Genomic DNA, 14,246 nt, shown 5'->3' on the forward strand with positions numbered 1-14,246 from the left:
TTGTCCCCCCCCAGCCGCCATCCGCGCTGACCTGTAGCGTCTGGTGGGCTGGGAGATGTGTATAAGAGACCGGGGCCCGGCCGCCCGCGGGGGCCCGTGCCGCCCGTGCTGCGGCGGGCCGCCGCAGCGCTGCCCGAGAGGGTGCGCGGGGTGTTCGGGCGGCGTCGCGTGTCCGTCGCCGGGCGGGCCGCCGTGGCCGGGACGCTGACCCTGCTCGGCGGCGGCGCCCTGCTGGTCGCGGTGTCCCTGGTGTGGCATCTCGGGGCGGCGCAGCAGGCGTTCGCGCAGATCACGGGGGTCTGGTCGGGGCGGTTCGCGGTGCTGCTGCTGGTGCTCGCGCTGCTGCCGAACGCGATGGTGTGGGGGGCCTCGTACGGGCTCGGCCCCGGCTTCACGCTCGGCACGGGGGGCGTCGCCTGGCCGCTGGCGGCGCCCGACGCGGCGCTTCCGCCGTTTCCCCTGCTGGCCGCCGTGCCGGACGCGGGGGGCGGTACGCCGTGGAACTGGGCGGCGGGTGGGCTCGCCGTCGCGGCGGGGGTGAGCGTCGCGTGGTGTGTGGTGCGGGGTTCCCACGCGTCGCCGGGGGAGGCGGCGCTGGTGACGCTGCTCGCGGCGGGGCTGTGCGGGGTGCTGGTCGCGGGGCTCGCGGCGGCCTCGGGCGGGGCGCTCGGGACCGGGGGGCTGGCCTCGTTCGGGCCGGTGTGGTGGCAGGCCGGGGGAGCGGCGATGGGGTGGGTGGCGGTCGTGGGGGTGCCGGGGGCGGCGGCGGTGCGGTGGTGGTGGGGGTGGGGTGGCTTTGGCCGGGTGAGGGCGCGGGTGCGGCTGCGGGTGCGGGGGTCTCGGCCGCCTGGGTCCGTGGCCGTGCCCGCTGCCGTGCCTGCGGCCGTGCCTGCGGCCGTGCCCGCTGTCGTGGGTGAGTCCGTGCCCGACGCCGATGTCGGCTCGGACTTCGAGCCGTTCGACTTTCTCGGGGCGGGGGCTGAGGTCAAGGAGTCATCCCCCACCCCGCCCCTTCCCGAAAGTCCTGCGGACGGCGAAAAAGATGGCCTCAAACGCCGGCCGGGCTGGGGCTCAGCTAGTCCTGCGGACGGCGAAAAAGATGGCCTCAAACGCCGGCCGGGCTGGGGCTCAGCTAGTCCTGCGGACGGCGAAGAAGACGGCCTCAAACGGCGGGCGGGCTGGGGTTCAGCTAGTCCTGCGGACGGCGAAGAAGACGGCCTCAAACGCCGGCCGGGCTGGAATTCAGCCGGGCCGGGTTGAGGGCGTCAGTCCTGCTCGCCCAGGAGGGGGCGGAGCTGCTTGGGCAGGAGGGACTCGCAGGACTCCTTCGCCGTGCTGGTCAGGGCGTCGTTCACGCACGTGTAGTAGTCGCGGTACACGATCTGCGCCGTGAACGTCGCGGCGACGATCGAGAGCGCGAGCACTCCCGTGATCAGCCCGGCCACCGCCGCGGTCGTCTGCGGGGCCTTCTGCGCCGCCTTGGCCGGTGCGGCGGGGGCGTCCGGGTCGGCGGCGCGCGGCTTGGCGCGCAGCGAGCCGATGCCCCAGTACAGCGCGAACGCCCCCAGGAACAGCGCGACGTACGGCCAGCCGAAGAGGGCGAAGAAGAAGCCCCACATGCCCGCGAGCAGGGCGTACCGGGCGCGCCGCTGGACGGGGTCAGTGGGGTCCCAGCGCTTGCCGGAGCCGCCGGGTCCGTTCTGGTCGCCGTTCTGCGGGCTGGGCCGCTCGCCGAAGCCGCCGGAGGAGCGGCCGGGCTGGCGGCTGCTCCACCGTCCGAGCCCGCGGGGCTGCCCGTCCGAGCCCGAACCTGCGTCTGACCCTTGGCCCGAGCCCGAGCCCTCGCCCGTGTCCGCGCCCGCCGGGTGCCGGGGCCGCCAGGGCTGATCGGGGCGGCCCTCGGGCGGCGCGGCGAAGGGGTTGTCGTCACCCTGCGAGCCCTGTTGCCCCTGCGAGCCCTGTTGTCCCTGCGAGCCCTGTTGCCCCTGCGGGTCCTCGGGTCCCTGCGGGTCCTCGGGTCCCTGAGATGAGCCCGGCGCGGGCTCGCCCTGCGGAGTGGAGGACAAGGGTGAGGGCTGTCGGTCCGGCATCAGGTGTGCGTCTTCCCCTAGTTGAGGCTGTCGTCGGTGTGCGGTAGCGCTTGCTCCCCAGACGCTACCCTCCGGCCCCGCCCCCGTCCCGTGGGGGCGGGCTGGTGTGCCGGTATCGTTGCTGACGGTCGGCCGGTTCGTAGAGTTCCCCGTATCGGGGCATGCGATGCATTCGTACGACCGCACAATCGACCCGTCGACCGAGTGTGTCCGTCGCTCTCAGAGATCCACGAAAGGGCCCCGCCGTGGCCTCCCCCTCCTCCCCGACCCGTCTCGTCGTGCTGGTCTCCGGCTCCGGTACCAACCTCCAGGCCCTGCTTGACGCCATCGCCAACGAGGGCGCGGCGCTCTACGGCGCCGAGATCGTGGCCGTCGGTGCCGACCGGGAGCGCATCGCCGGTCTGGAGCGCGCGGAGCGCGCCGGGGTGCCCACCTTCGTCTGCCAGATGAAGGACCACGAGAGCCGCGAGGCCTGGGACCGTGCGCTGACCGAGGCCACCGCCGCGTACGCGCCTGACCTGGTCGTGTCGGCCGGTTTCATGAAGATCCTGGGGAAGCACTTCCTCGCCCGGTTCGGCGGGCGCGTGATCAACACCCACCCCGCCCTGCTGCCCAGTTTTCCGGGGGCCCACGGCGTGCGCGACGCGCTCGCGTACGGCGTGAAGGTCACCGGCTGCACCGTCCACTTCGTCGACGACGGCGTCGACACCGGCCCGATCATCGCGCAGGGCGTGGTCGAGGTCCGCAGCGAGGACCACGAGGACGACGGTGCCGCGCTCCACGAGCGCATCAAGGAAGTCGAGCGCCGCCTGCTCGTCGAGGTCGTGGGGCGTCTGGCCCGGCACGGCTACCGCATTGAGGGACGAAAGGTTTCCATCCCGTGACCGCCGAAGGTACGAAGTCCGCCGAGGGCACGCAGTCCGCCGAGGGCACGAACAAGCGGCCCATCCGCCGCGCCCTGGTCAGCGTCTACGACAAGACGGGGCTCGAAGAGCTCACCCGAGGCCTGCACGAGGCGGGTGTCCAGCTCGTCTCCACCGGGTCGACCGCCGCGAAGATCGCCGCTGCCGGGGTCCCGGTCACCAAGGTCGAGGAGCTCACCGGCTTCCCCGAGTGCCTGGACGGCCGGGTCAAGACCCTGCACCCGCGCGTGCACGCGGGCATCCTCGCCGACCTGCGCCTGGACGCCCACCGCGAGCAGCTCGCCGAGCTGGGCGTGGAGCCCTTCGACCTGGTGGTCGTGAACCTCTACCCCTTCAAGGAGACCGTCGCCTCCGGCGCGTCCGCCGACGCGTGCGTCGAGCAGATCGACATCGGCGGCCCCTCGATGGTCCGCGCCGCCGCCAAGAACCACCCGTCCGTGGCCGTGGTCACCAGCCCCGAGCGGTACGCGGACGTGCTGACCGCGGCCCGGAGCGGCGGCTTCGACCTCACCGCCCGCAAGCGGCTCGCCGCCGAGGCGTTCCAGCACACGGCCGCGTACGACGTGGCGGTGGCCTCCTGGTTCACCGACAGCTACGCGGCCGACGAGGAGGCGGAGCTTCCGGAGTTCCTCGGCAAGACATGGGAGCGTACGTCGTCCCTGCGCTACGGCGAGAACCCGCACCAGAGCGCCGCGCTCTACACCGACGGCCTGCGCGGCGGGCTCGCCAACGCCGAGCAGCTGCACGGCAAGGAGATGTCGTTCAACAACTACGTGGACACCGAGGCGGCCCGGCGCGCCGCCTTCGACCACGAGGCGCCCTGCGTCGCGATCATCAAGCACGCCAACCCGTGCGGCATCGCGCTCGGCGCGGACGTCGCCGAGGCGCACCGCAAGGCGCACGCCTGCGACCCGCTGTCCGCGTTCGGCGGCGTGATCGCCGTGAACCGTCCGGTGTCCGTGGCCATGGCCGAGCAGGTCGCGGAGATCTTCACCGAGGTCATCGCCGCGCCGGACTTCGAGGACGGGGCCGTCGAGGTGCTGGCCCGGAAGAAGAACATCCGGGTCCTGAAGGTCGACGGCTACCCCGCCGCGATGATCGACGACATCAAGCCCATCTCCGGCGGCGCCGTCGTCCAGCACCTCGACGTCTTCCAGGCCGAGGGCGACGACCCGGCGAACTGGACCCTCGCCACCGGCGAGGCGCTGGACGCCGACGAGCTGGGCGAGCTGGCGTTCGCCTGGAAGGCCTGCCGCGCGGTGAAGTCCAACGCGATCCTGCTGGCCAGGGACGGCGCTTCGGTCGGCGTGGGGATGGGCCAGGTCAACCGGGTGGACTCCGCGAAGCTCGCCGTCGAGCGGGCGGGCGAGGAGCGGGCCCGTGGCGCGTACGCGGCCTCCGACGCCTTCTTCCCGTTCCCGGACGGGCTGGAGATCCTCACCGCCGCCGGGGTCAGGGCCGTGGTGCAGCCGGGCGGTTCGGTCCGCGACGAGCAGGTCGTCGAGGCCGCGAAGAAGGCGGGCGTGACGATGTACTTCACGGGCACGCGGCACTTCTTCCACTGACGCGGCCGAGCCGCCGGGCGCGTCGCTCCTGACCCGGCCGATGGGCCGTCAACTCGCTGACGGCCCATCGGCGGTGCGGCTTGCGCTGGCACCTACGAGCGGTGCCAGATCCCGGTCGGCGGCGTCTCCGGCTCTCCGCTGCCTAGGCGTCGTTGCCGATCAGTAGGAGGCCCAGGCCGACCAGGGCCATGCCGCCCCAGGCGACCGGTGCGAGGTGTTCGCCGACCACGACGACGCTCAGCACGGCGGCGATCACCGGCTCGACGAGGCTGATGGTGGTCGCCTGGCTGGCCCGTACTCGCGCCAGGCCGATGCCGAAGAGGACGTACGCCAGTGACATCGGCACCAGGATGAGGTACCCGGCGACCGCCAGGCCCTGTCCGGTGCTCAGCAGCGGCCCGCCGGTGGTCACGAGGACGGGCAGCAGCAGGATCGCGCCGCCGCCGAACATCAGCCCCATCACCGGGCGGGACGGCGCGCCGCGGCGCATCAGCCGGGCGGCGGCGTACGAGTAGCCCGCGTAGGTCAGGCCCGCCAGCAGCCCGAGCGCCAGCCCTGTCACGGTGGCGGTGGTGGTCTGCTGCCGGTCTTGCGGCGGGGCGTGGCCGATCACCAGCAGGGCCGCGCCCGCGATCGTCAAGGCGGTGGCCGCGGTCCACTTCAGGCTCAGCCGGGTGCCGTCCAGCAGCCGCTCGATGAGTGCGGCGAAGACCGGCGATGAGCCGATGGTGACGACCGTGCCGATCGCCACCCCGGCCAGCGACATGGAGGTGTAGAAGGCCAGTGGGTAGATCGCCACGGCTATCGCGCCCAGGGCGAGGACCGGCAGCGGCTGCCGTCCGCCGCGCAGCAGCGGGCGCACCGAGCGCCCGGCTATCGCGAGCAGGATCAGCCCGCCGCCGCCCATGGTGACGGCGCCGACGGCGAGGGGAGAGGCGTCAGAAGGGGCGAAGCTCGCGGCGGTGCCGGTGGTGCCCCAGGTGGCCGCCGCGATGAGGATGGGCACCATGCCCCGCACGACGGCCTGCCTGCGGGACGGCCCGGCCGGGGACCCGGAGGGCCCGGTGCCTCCACTGACCGCCGGGGGTGCTGCGTCCTGAGAGGGCATGGTCGTCCTTAAGGCATCGCTGGCTGGAGTGAGTTGGCGGCTCACCAGCGCGGTGAACGGCCCGTGGAATCCTGTCAGATAGGTCAGGGCCAGGCCTTGAGCAGGCCGGATCCGCGCGGCGAGTACCGCGTGATAGCGCTTGGCGCGGTCGATGGCGAAGGCCGGGCCGTCAGCTCACCGGCCGGGGGCTCCAGGTCCGCGGGCCGGTCGCGTAGACGGTCAGCAGTCGGCCGCGGTGACCTTGACGGTCACCGCGGCCGGACGCACAGGGCCGCGTGGCCTGTGGTGTCACCTACTCCCCCGATGTGCGCCACCCCCCGTCGTGACGCACTTCCACTGTGGCCGAAAAGCGAGACCGGCGGTACCTAGAACTTCTCAGGGTCGGCCCGGCGGCGCGCGCTCAGCAGCGCTCGACCCAGCGGTGGGAGCGCGGCGCGTACGTTCCCGCCAGGTTGCCCTGGCTGCGGGCGGAGGTGCAGCCGGTCCGGCGGCTGTCTCGGGTGAGGTCGAAGCCGGCCGGGGTGAAGTCGGCGCCACGGTAGTACGCCACGCCCGCGAGTTCGGCGGGGTCGTGGCTGTTGTTGAAGATGGACTTCACGGGCCGGTCGCGGGTCCACGCGCAACGCTCGTCGCCCGCGAGCCAGTCCTCGTCGTCTCCCTCCCAACTGCACATCTCCCCATTGCCGTTGGGCTCGCTGAAGAAGCACACCGAACCCTTGGGGCAGTCGTGGTACCCGTACGTCACGGTGTCACCGCGCTGTGTGTACGCCAGTGTGGCCGCCCCAAGGAACAGCGACGCGAGCGCCAGCGCCAGGGCGGGACGCCGCCATCGGAGGGGCCGGAGCCGGGGGAGTCTGGGGGAGCGGGGGGTGTCTGCGGCGTGTTCGACGCGGCGGAGCAGGGTGGCGGTGTCGGTGGTGCGGGTGGTGCGTTCGGTGTGGGTGCGGGCGAGACAGTCGGTGATGATGTCCCGCCAGGCGTCGGGGAGTTCGGGGGACAGGCGCAGCTCGTCGATGCCGCGCGCGTAGCGCACCGCCGCTTCGGAACGGGCTCCGGACGTGCCGCCTGGCAGAGGGTAGGAGCCGGTGAGGACGAGGTGGGCGAGTACGCCGAAGGCCCAGATGTCGGCGGTGGGGCGGATTTGTTGGCCGTGTTCGGTGATGTCGGCCCAGAGGAGTTCGGGTGGGGTGTAGTCGGGGGTGGAGAAGGCGGGGGTGTAGGCGTGGGTGTTGCCGTCGAGTTCGGCGGCCATGTTGAAGTCGGCGAGGCGGGTGGTGTGGTCGGGCATGAGGAGGACGTTGGCGGGTTTGAGGTCGCCGTGTATCCAGCCCGCGTGGTGGAGTTGGTGCAGGCCCTCGCAGATCTGGGCGAGGAGCGCGGGGCCCGAGTCCGGTGTGGGGGAGTGGGCGAGGAGGCCGTCCAGGGAGCCGGTGGCCTGTTCGAGTACGAGGACGGTGGCGCCGTCGAGTTCGGGGTGGTCCGGGTCGTCGACGGTGAGGGTCTGGTACATGCGGATCAGGCGGGGGGAGCGGAGTCTGCGGAGCAGGTCGACTTCGCGTTCGGCGAGTTCGCGCAGGTGGGTGAGCTGGCGTGGGGTGTGGGTGCCGGTGGGCAGGAACTTGAGCGCGGCGGTCTCGGGCAGCCCGTCGTCGGGCAGCCCGCCGTCGGGCAGGCCGTCACCGGGGTGGGGGTGACCGTCGCGGGGGAGGCCGCCACCGGAGGGGCTGGCTGTGCCGGCTGTGGTGCGTCGGGCCGCGTACACGCTGCCGAACGCGCCCGACGCGAGCGCCTCGCGTACCTCCCAGCCGCCGACCCGGTACCCCTTCGGCACCGGCACGGTGGGCGGCTGGTCCGCGCCGCGGCCGCTCATCTCGTCGCCTCGCTCGGTCTCGCCGCCCCGCTGGGTACGGCGCCGAGCACCACCAGATCGCACTCGCGCACCAGGTCGAAGCGCAGCGCGAGCGAGACCAGGGACTCCTTCTTGCCGTTGAGGCGCGGACCCGGCTCCAGGGTGTCGGGTGCGGGCTTCAGGCGGAGCTTCACGGCCAGGTAGTCGATGTTCCAGTACACGGAGGAACGGTTCGCCGCGGGCCAGCTGGGGCGGAGTCGCTCGACGACCTGGTCGACGGTCGGCAGCGGGGCGTGCGGCGCGCCGCGCAGTCTGGGCTCGCACAGGGCGGCTAGTACCGCGAAATAGCGCTTGGTGCAGTCGAGCGCGAAGGCCGGGGCGGTGGTCGCGCCGGAGAGTCCGGGGCGCGCGGGGCCGCCGTAGGCGTGGCGGGGCGCCCAGACGTCGAAGCCGAGGAGTTCGCCCGCCGCGGGCAGCACCACGCGCGAGAACTCGAACGGCACGGGGGCGTCCAGGCGTCCTGGCGCCACCTTGATGTGCTCTCCGGCCCCCTCCGGGTTCTCCACCACGTACGTCTGTGTGCCGCTGAAGTTGCTCAGGATCCAGAAGGCGCCCTGCGCGGCGATCTCGCCCGCGAGCCGGGGGACCCCTTCGTGGGAGATCGTCAGGCCGTCGTCCGGCACGGACCGGCCGAAGGTCAGACGGTCACCGGGCGCGAGCCTGAGCTGCCCGCTGGCTCCGGCCGCGGGGTCGGACACGGTCTCCGGCGCGGCGTCCGATGCGGCGTCCGATGCGGTGCCCGACGCGGCGTTCGGCGCCGTGTGGGCTCCGGTGCCAAGTCGCGGTGGCACCACGATGATGCTGTACATGGGGCGTCGTCCCTCCTCCGGCCTCCGGCCTCCGGCTCCACAGGTGCACAGAGTAGAGGGGCGTGCGGTGGATCGTCTTGCCTCTGTGACGCGAGGTACGGCGCTGGCGGCAGGACCGTCCGGAACCGGTCCGGAACCTTCATGCGGCGTTCGCCGCGCGTTCATCCGACGTCCCGGATCCGACGTCCCGGATCCGACGTCCCGGATCCGACGTCCCGGATCCGACGTCCCGGATCGGGCGCCCGGCCGGAGCCGGAAACAGGCCGTGCCGCCCTCGTCACACGAGAGCGGCACGGCCCGACGGGATCGCGCGGGGGCGTCAGCTCTTGATGACCACCGAGCCGCACACCTTGTCGGCGAAGGTCTGCTTCTTGTCGTCCCACAGCGGCCAGAGCCAGCCGAGGTAGCAGGCCATGCTGTCGAGGAAGTGGGCGATACGGCGGACGAAGGCCATGCCGAAGCCGAGCGGCTGGCCGGTGGTCTCGCGGAGCAGGCGGATGCCCATGGTCTTCTTGCCGATGGTCTGGCCGGTCTTGCCCTCCTGCACCAGCATCCAGATGATCACACCGAAGACCGCCACGAGCCCGAGCAGCGAGATGATGGCGCCGACGGCGTCGCCGATCGCCGCCCCGACGATCGCCGGGATGTACGCGGCCGTGATGACGAGCCCGTCGATCACGAGCGCACCGGCCCGCAGGCCCCAGTGGGCGTACGGGGGCACGCCGCCGTACGCGGCACCCTGCGGGTACGCGCCGTAGGGCTGGCCGGCCTGCTGCGGGTACGCGCCGTACGGCTGGCCCGGCTGCTGCGGGTAGCCGGGCTGCTGCGGGTAACCCTGCTGGGGCGGAACGCCCTGCGGGGCCTGCGGCTGGCCGTATCCGGGCTGGCCCTGCGGCGGCTGCTGCTGGCCGTAGGGGTTGTTGGGGTCGCCGTAAGCCATGACTGTGTTTCCTCCGATGAAGTGCGGGGACTGCGCGGTTCCGTACGGAGGAGCTTGAGCGGTGTGTCCGTCCCCCCGGCACTGCCCGCGGCACTGCGCGCGGTCATCGTTCTAAAGGCGCGGCGACTTTGTCCAGCCTGGAGGGACCGTGTTGCGTAAGTGCAACATAGCCAACCATGACAAAGCGGGCCTGGTGTGGGGAACTTCGCGTCCGGCAGGCGGGCAATTGGAGCCAGAGCCGGTTCATCCGCGAGGATGGGGCCATGAGCGCCCAGATTCTCGATGGCAAGGCCACCGCGGCCGCGATCAAGGCCGACCTCGCGCAGCGAGTGGCCGCACTCAAGGCGCGGGGCATCGTCCCCGGACTCGGCACCGTGCTGGTGGGTGAGGACCCCGGCAGCCAGAAGTACGTGGCGGGCAAGCACCGCGACTGCGCCCAGGTGGGCATCGCCTCGATCCAGCGCGAGCTGCCCGCCACGGCGACGCAGGAGGAGATCGAGGCCGTCGTGCGCGAGCTGAACGACGACCCGGCGTGCACCGGGTACATCGTGCAGCTCCCGCTCCCCAAGGGCATCGACGAGAACCGCATCCTGGAGCTGATGGACCCGGCCAAGGACGCGGACGGCCTGCACCCGACCAACCTCGGCCGCCTGGTCCTGAAGGAGCCCGCGCCGCTGCCCTGCACCCCGAACGGCGTCATCCGGCTGCTGCGGCAGTACGACGTCGAGCTGAACGGCGCGCACGTGGTGGTCGTCGGCCGGGGCATTACCATCGGGCGGTCGCTGCCGCTGCTGCTCACGCGCAAGTCCGAGAACGCGACGGTGACGCAGTGCCACACGGGCACCCGCGACCTCGCCGCGCAGCTGCGACAGGCGGACATCATCGTGGCCGCGGCGGGCTCGCCGCACCTGATCAAGCCGGAGGACGTCCGGCCGGGCGCGGCCGTGCTCGACGTCGGCGTCAGCCGGGACGAGAGCGGGAAGATCGTCGGGGATGTGCACCCCAAAGTCGCCGAGGTCGCGGGCTGGATCTCGCCGAATCCCGGCGGGGTCGGCCCGATGACCCGAGCGCTGCTCCTGGTCAACGTGGTCGAGGCGGCCGAGCGCGCGGCGAACGTTGCCGCCTGACCAGGAGAGAGAGACCAGCCCGTGAACGCGACGGCCGACCCGCCCCCGGACCCCGCGGCCCCTTCGGATTCCGGCTCCCCGCCGCCGAAGCCCACGCCGCGGGGCCCGCGCCCGGACACCGCCCAGGGCGCGACCGGCGGCACGCCTGCGGCCGCGGAGCCGGGGGCGGACACCGCCCCGGACACTGCTCCGGACGCGGGGCGGGACGTCGGTCCCGGCGCGGGGCCGGGTGTGGGGGGTTCGCGGCGGTTTCCCCCGGTGACGCGGGATACCGCTCGGCCCGAGGGGGGCGGCCGGGTCGCCCCCAGCGCCGCTCCGGCGCCCGCGCGGCAGTGGCCGATGCTGCTGGTACTCGGCACCGCCGGGCTCGGCCTGTTGCTCACCGCGTTCGACGTGTTCCGCGCGGGAGCCGTGCTGATCGGCGCGGCGCTGCTCCTCGGGGCCGCGCTGCGCTGGACGCTGCCCGCGGTCGGGATGCTGGCCGTACGGTCGCGCTTCACGGACATCCTGACGTACGGCGCGTTCGGCGTGGCGATCGTGCTGCTCGCGCTGATGGCGCAGCCCGACCCCGTGCTCAGGATTCCGTTCCTGGACGACGCGCTGCGGTTCACCATCCGCTGACCCGGCTGACCCGGCTGACCCGGCTGACCCGTATCGCTCCCGTGCGCGTAGCGGTGGCTCGTCCTCTCCCCCGAGCAGGACGGGCCACCGCCACCGCTCCCCCCGTGGACCGCGGACCGGTCATGGGCCGGGCGGCGCGGGGTGGACCGCGCCGCCCTCGGTGCACCGCTGACTCTGCCCGCGACTCCACGGCGTGGCCAGAGGACTGGGGGATTCCGGGAGTTGTTGGGACGTCCCAGGTTCTGACCTGTACTGATGTCCCGCCGGAGACGGCACGCGTGGGACGGTGGGACGGCCGGGCGCGCCGCGCACCGGAGCAACGCCGAAGGCTGGAAAGGCACTTGCGCCGACGCGGCCCACGCGGGGCACGGGAACCGGAGGCGGAAGTTCGGACATCATCGGCGGCAAAGCGATCCAAGACGTGGGGTGGAACATGTCTAGGTGGAAGGGGCTGCCCGACTCGCTCGATCCGCGAGCGCGGCAGTTCGTCGTACAGCTGCGCAGACTCAAGGACCACAGCGGTCTCGGGCTCGCGGCACTGGCGTCCAAGACGGGGTACAGCCGCTCGTCCTGGGACCGCTATCTCAACGGGAAGGCGCTGCCGCCCGCCGAGGCGGTCGAGGCGTTGGCCAGGACCTGCGGCACCGATCCGGCCAGGTTGCTCGCCGAGCGCGAGGTGGCCGCCGAGGCCTGGAACGCCGGGCGGGCCGGATCCGGCGCGGCTTCGGCCGACCGGCCCGACGCGGACGGGCCCGAGACCGACGGACCCGAGACCGACCGGCCCGAGGGCGATCGGCCCGAGGGCGACCCGCTCGACGCGGACCAGTCTGCGGCGGGCCGTTCCGAGGCGGGCCAGGGCACGGCCTCCGGCCCCGCCCCGGCCGTAGCCGCGGACTCGGCCACAGGCGGCACAGCCACAGGCGGCACCGGCGCCGACGCCGGGCGGTCCGTGCCGTGGCTGGCCATGCTCGCGTCGAGCGTGACGACCGCGCTGGTGATGCTGGCCGTCCTCGCCCTCTGGGCGCCCTGGCAGGACGACGGCGGCAGCGGCGCGGGCAACGGCGCGGACGCCAAGCCGTACACCGGCCCGGCGCACCCGGAGCTCGGCGAGTTCACGTACCAGCCGGGCAAGACGTACGAGTGCGACGTCGAGCGGGACGACGACGGCCGCCTCTACGCGGGCTACAGCCGCACCCGTACGGAGCTGATCGAGCAGACGTCCACGCGCTGGTCCGTGGTGGAGGCCCAATGTCTGCTGGAGCACCACGAGTTCTCGCCCGAAGGCACCGACGGCGCGTTCGGCAACAACACCGAGCGCGCGGTCCGGCGGCTCCAGGACCAGGCGAACATCGCCGTGGACGGAAAGGTGGGTCCTGACACCTGGAAGGTACTCCGCGAGTGAACCGCCCCGAGCAGGCCGTGGAATGCGTCCAGCTCGCCCGTACGCTACGGGAGCTGCGCACGGCGACCGGCCTGAGCCTGGCCGGTCTCGCCGCGCGGACCCCGTACAGCAAGTCGTCGTGGGAGCGCTATCTCAACGGCAAGGCGCTGCCGCCGCGCGGCGCGGTCGAGCAGCTGTGCGCGCTGGCGGGCGAACGCCCGGCCAGGGCGCTGGCGCTGTGGGACCTGGCGGAGGCCACCTGGAGCGGCCGCGCGGGCGGCCTCGGCGGGGCATCACAGACGCCCGAGGCCCCGAGCGGCACGCGTGACGCCCGTGATATCCGTGACGCGCATGGCGCGCGTAACGCACGTGGTGCGCGCGGCTCCTGTGACCCGCGCGAGGCTGGCGACGCACGTGACGCACGCGGTGCCCGTGACGCGCGTGGTGCGGGGAGTGCGGCGGGGCGGGCGGGCGCGTCCGGCGCGCCCCGGCGCGCGGGACGGCGCTCCGTCGGGTTCGTCACCGGTGTGATCGGCGGCCTGGCCGCGGTCACCACCGGAGTGCTGCTGGCCGTCTGGGGCCTGGGCGACGGCGGCCAGGCCGCCAGGGGCTCGGCGGTGGCGCGGGAGTCCGCGCTCAGGCCGAGCTGCGAGGGCGAGGTCTGCACCGGCAAGGACCCGGAGTCGACCCGCTGCTCCAGCGGCGTCGACCCGCCGGGCACCGTGGCGGAGCGCCGCTTCACGGGCGGCACCGTGATCAAGATCCGGCGCTCCCAGCCGTGCGGCACGGTATGGGCGCGGATCGACCGGGGCGAGCGAGGCGACCGGGTCGAGGTCGCGGCCCCCGGCGCGCGGGTCCAGCGCCGCGAGGTGCGGGACCGGTTCGACGAGCAGGCCGCGCTGTCGACGCCGATGGCCGTGGCGGCCAGCGCCGACCTGTCCAAGGTCAGGGCCTGTCTGGTACGGGACGGCCAGCGCGAGTGCTTCGGCGGCGAAGCCACCACGCCCGAGCCGCCCAGGCCGTCGGGGTCGTCCGGGGCGTCCGGGGCGTCCGGGCCTTCCTAGCTCCCGCGGCGAAAGCGGCGGGTTCGCAACTGTGTGGTCACAGCCAGGGGTATCGCTGTGGTCGCACTCGCCGGTGGTGGGACACTGGTCGCTGGTCAGGTGGCGCGCGACGGGGCACGTTCCTGGCCGAGTGCTGCTGTGCGCCCCCCTTCGTGGGAACTGACACCCTGGCTCCACGCATCCCTGTGGGTAGCCGGATCGCGGGCGAGCAGAGCATCACGCGGGGGATATCAGGCACGTACATGGGGGACAAGGGGGAAGTAATGCCTCGCTGGAAGGCACTGCCGGAGGAGCTGGACCCTCAGGTACGCGAGTTCGCCGGTCAGCTGCGGCGGCTGGTGGACCGCAGTGGGCTGAGCATCGCCGCGGTGTCGGACCGCACCGGTTACAGCAAGACGTCCTGGGACCGGTATCTCAACGGCCGACTGCTTCCGCCCAAGGGCGCCGTGGTCGCGCTGGCCGAGGCCACGGGCACCAACCCGGTGCACCTCACCACCATGTGGGAGCTCGCCGAGCGCGCCTGGAGCCGCTCCGAGATGCGGCACGACATGACCATGGAGGCGATCCGGATCTCGCAGGCGCGCGCCGCGCTCGGCGAGCACGGCTCCGGTCCCGGCCAGGTCAAGGGCAGGGGCAACGGGAACGGCCGGGGCTCCGGTGCGCGGGGCCGCGCGCGCTCCGCGCCGCCCGCCGCGCCGCGGAGCGCGCC

At 73.3% G+C, this 14,246-nt stretch carries 13 protein-coding genes; 8 read left to right on the forward strand and 5 right to left on the reverse strand.

The genetic code is table 11. The annotated features are described in order from the left end of the window. Positions 1-57: 57 nt before the first annotated feature. A complete protein-coding gene (locus ACX6XY_RS29150; protein ID WP_460337304.1) occupies positions 58-1,260 on the forward strand; it encodes a cell division protein PerM in 1,203 nt (400 codons plus the stop codon). 5 nt (positions 1,261-1,265) lie between these two features. Here the strand turns inward: ACX6XY_RS29150 and ACX6XY_RS29155 are convergent, their stop codons facing one another. Beyond that, positions 1,266-2,066, reverse strand: a complete 801-nt coding sequence (locus tag ACX6XY_RS29155; RefSeq protein ID WP_460337307.1) for a hypothetical protein — start codon at positions 2,064-2,066, stop codon at positions 1,266-1,268. A gap of 269 nt (positions 2,067-2,335) precedes the next feature. Here ACX6XY_RS29155 and purN point away from each other — a divergent pair, with 269 nt between their 5' ends. Next, positions 2,336-2,974 (forward strand): phosphoribosylglycinamide formyltransferase, encoded by a 639-nt coding sequence (gene purN / locus ACX6XY_RS29160; RefSeq protein WP_460337309.1) that lies wholly within the window; start codon positions 2,336-2,338, stop codon positions 2,972-2,974. Next, on the forward strand, positions 2,971-4,578 hold the full coding sequence (purH, locus tag ACX6XY_RS29165; protein WP_460337312.1) for a bifunctional phosphoribosylaminoimidazolecarboxamide formyltransferase/IMP cyclohydrolase: 1,608 nt from the start codon (positions 2,971-2,973) through the stop codon (positions 4,576-4,578). The genes purN and purH overlap by 4 nt, the downstream gene beginning before the upstream one ends. A 142-nt stretch (positions 4,579-4,720) precedes the next feature. Here purH and ACX6XY_RS29170 read toward each other — a convergent pair whose 3' ends face one another. The 4 genes from ACX6XY_RS29170 to ACX6XY_RS29185 all read right to left on the reverse strand — a co-directional run bounded on the left by ACX6XY_RS29170 (position 4,721) and on the right by ACX6XY_RS29185 (position 9,344). Then, on the reverse strand, positions 4,721-5,686 hold the full coding sequence (locus ACX6XY_RS29170; protein ID WP_460337315.1) for a DMT family transporter: 966 nt from the start codon (positions 5,684-5,686) through the stop codon (positions 4,721-4,723). A 400-nt stretch (positions 5,687-6,086) separates the two neighbouring features. Then, entirely contained in the window at positions 6,087-7,556 is a 1,470-nt protein-coding gene (locus ACX6XY_RS29175) for a protein kinase domain-containing protein (RefSeq protein WP_460337318.1), read from the reverse strand. Then, on the reverse strand, positions 7,553-8,404 hold the full coding sequence (locus tag ACX6XY_RS29180; RefSeq protein WP_460337321.1) for an FHA domain-containing protein: 852 nt from the start codon (positions 8,402-8,404) through the stop codon (positions 7,553-7,555). Before ACX6XY_RS29180 ends, ACX6XY_RS29175 begins: the two co-directional genes overlap by 4 nt. Before the next feature lie 319 nt (positions 8,405-8,723). After that, positions 8,724-9,344, reverse strand: a complete 621-nt coding sequence (locus ACX6XY_RS29185) for an RDD family protein (RefSeq protein ID WP_460337323.1) — start codon at positions 9,342-9,344, stop codon at positions 8,724-8,726. A gap of 263 nt (positions 9,345-9,607) precedes the next feature. Between ACX6XY_RS29185 and ACX6XY_RS29190 the strand changes: the two genes are divergently transcribed. The 5 genes from ACX6XY_RS29190 to ACX6XY_RS29210 form a co-directional block, all read left to right on the forward strand. Continuing rightward, positions 9,608-10,471, forward strand: a complete 864-nt coding sequence (locus ACX6XY_RS29190) for a bifunctional methylenetetrahydrofolate dehydrogenase/methenyltetrahydrofolate cyclohydrolase (protein ID WP_460337326.1) — start codon at positions 9,608-9,610, stop codon at positions 10,469-10,471. Between the two features lie 21 nt (positions 10,472-10,492). Next, the gene (locus ACX6XY_RS29195; protein ID WP_460337329.1) at positions 10,493-11,092 is read left to right on the forward strand and encodes a DUF3017 domain-containing protein; all 600 of its coding nucleotides are present in this window, start codon (positions 10,493-10,495) and stop codon (positions 11,090-11,092) included. A gap of 433 nt (positions 11,093-11,525) precedes the next feature. Further along, positions 11,526-12,494, forward strand: a complete 969-nt coding sequence (locus ACX6XY_RS29200) for a helix-turn-helix domain-containing protein (protein ID WP_460337331.1) — start codon at positions 11,526-11,528, stop codon at positions 12,492-12,494. Further along, positions 12,491-13,537 (forward strand): helix-turn-helix domain-containing protein, encoded by a 1,047-nt coding sequence (locus ACX6XY_RS29205; RefSeq protein ID WP_460337334.1) that lies wholly within the window; start codon positions 12,491-12,493, stop codon positions 13,535-13,537. The genes ACX6XY_RS29200 and ACX6XY_RS29205 overlap by 4 nt, the downstream gene beginning before the upstream one ends. A 263-nt stretch (positions 13,538-13,800) precedes the next feature. After that, positions 13,801-14,246 (forward strand): helix-turn-helix domain-containing protein (locus ACX6XY_RS29210; protein ID WP_460337337.1); only part of this gene is annotated, 446 nt, incomplete at its 3' end.

The sequence above is a fragment of the Streptomyces sp. O3 genome (assembly GCF_054788135.1).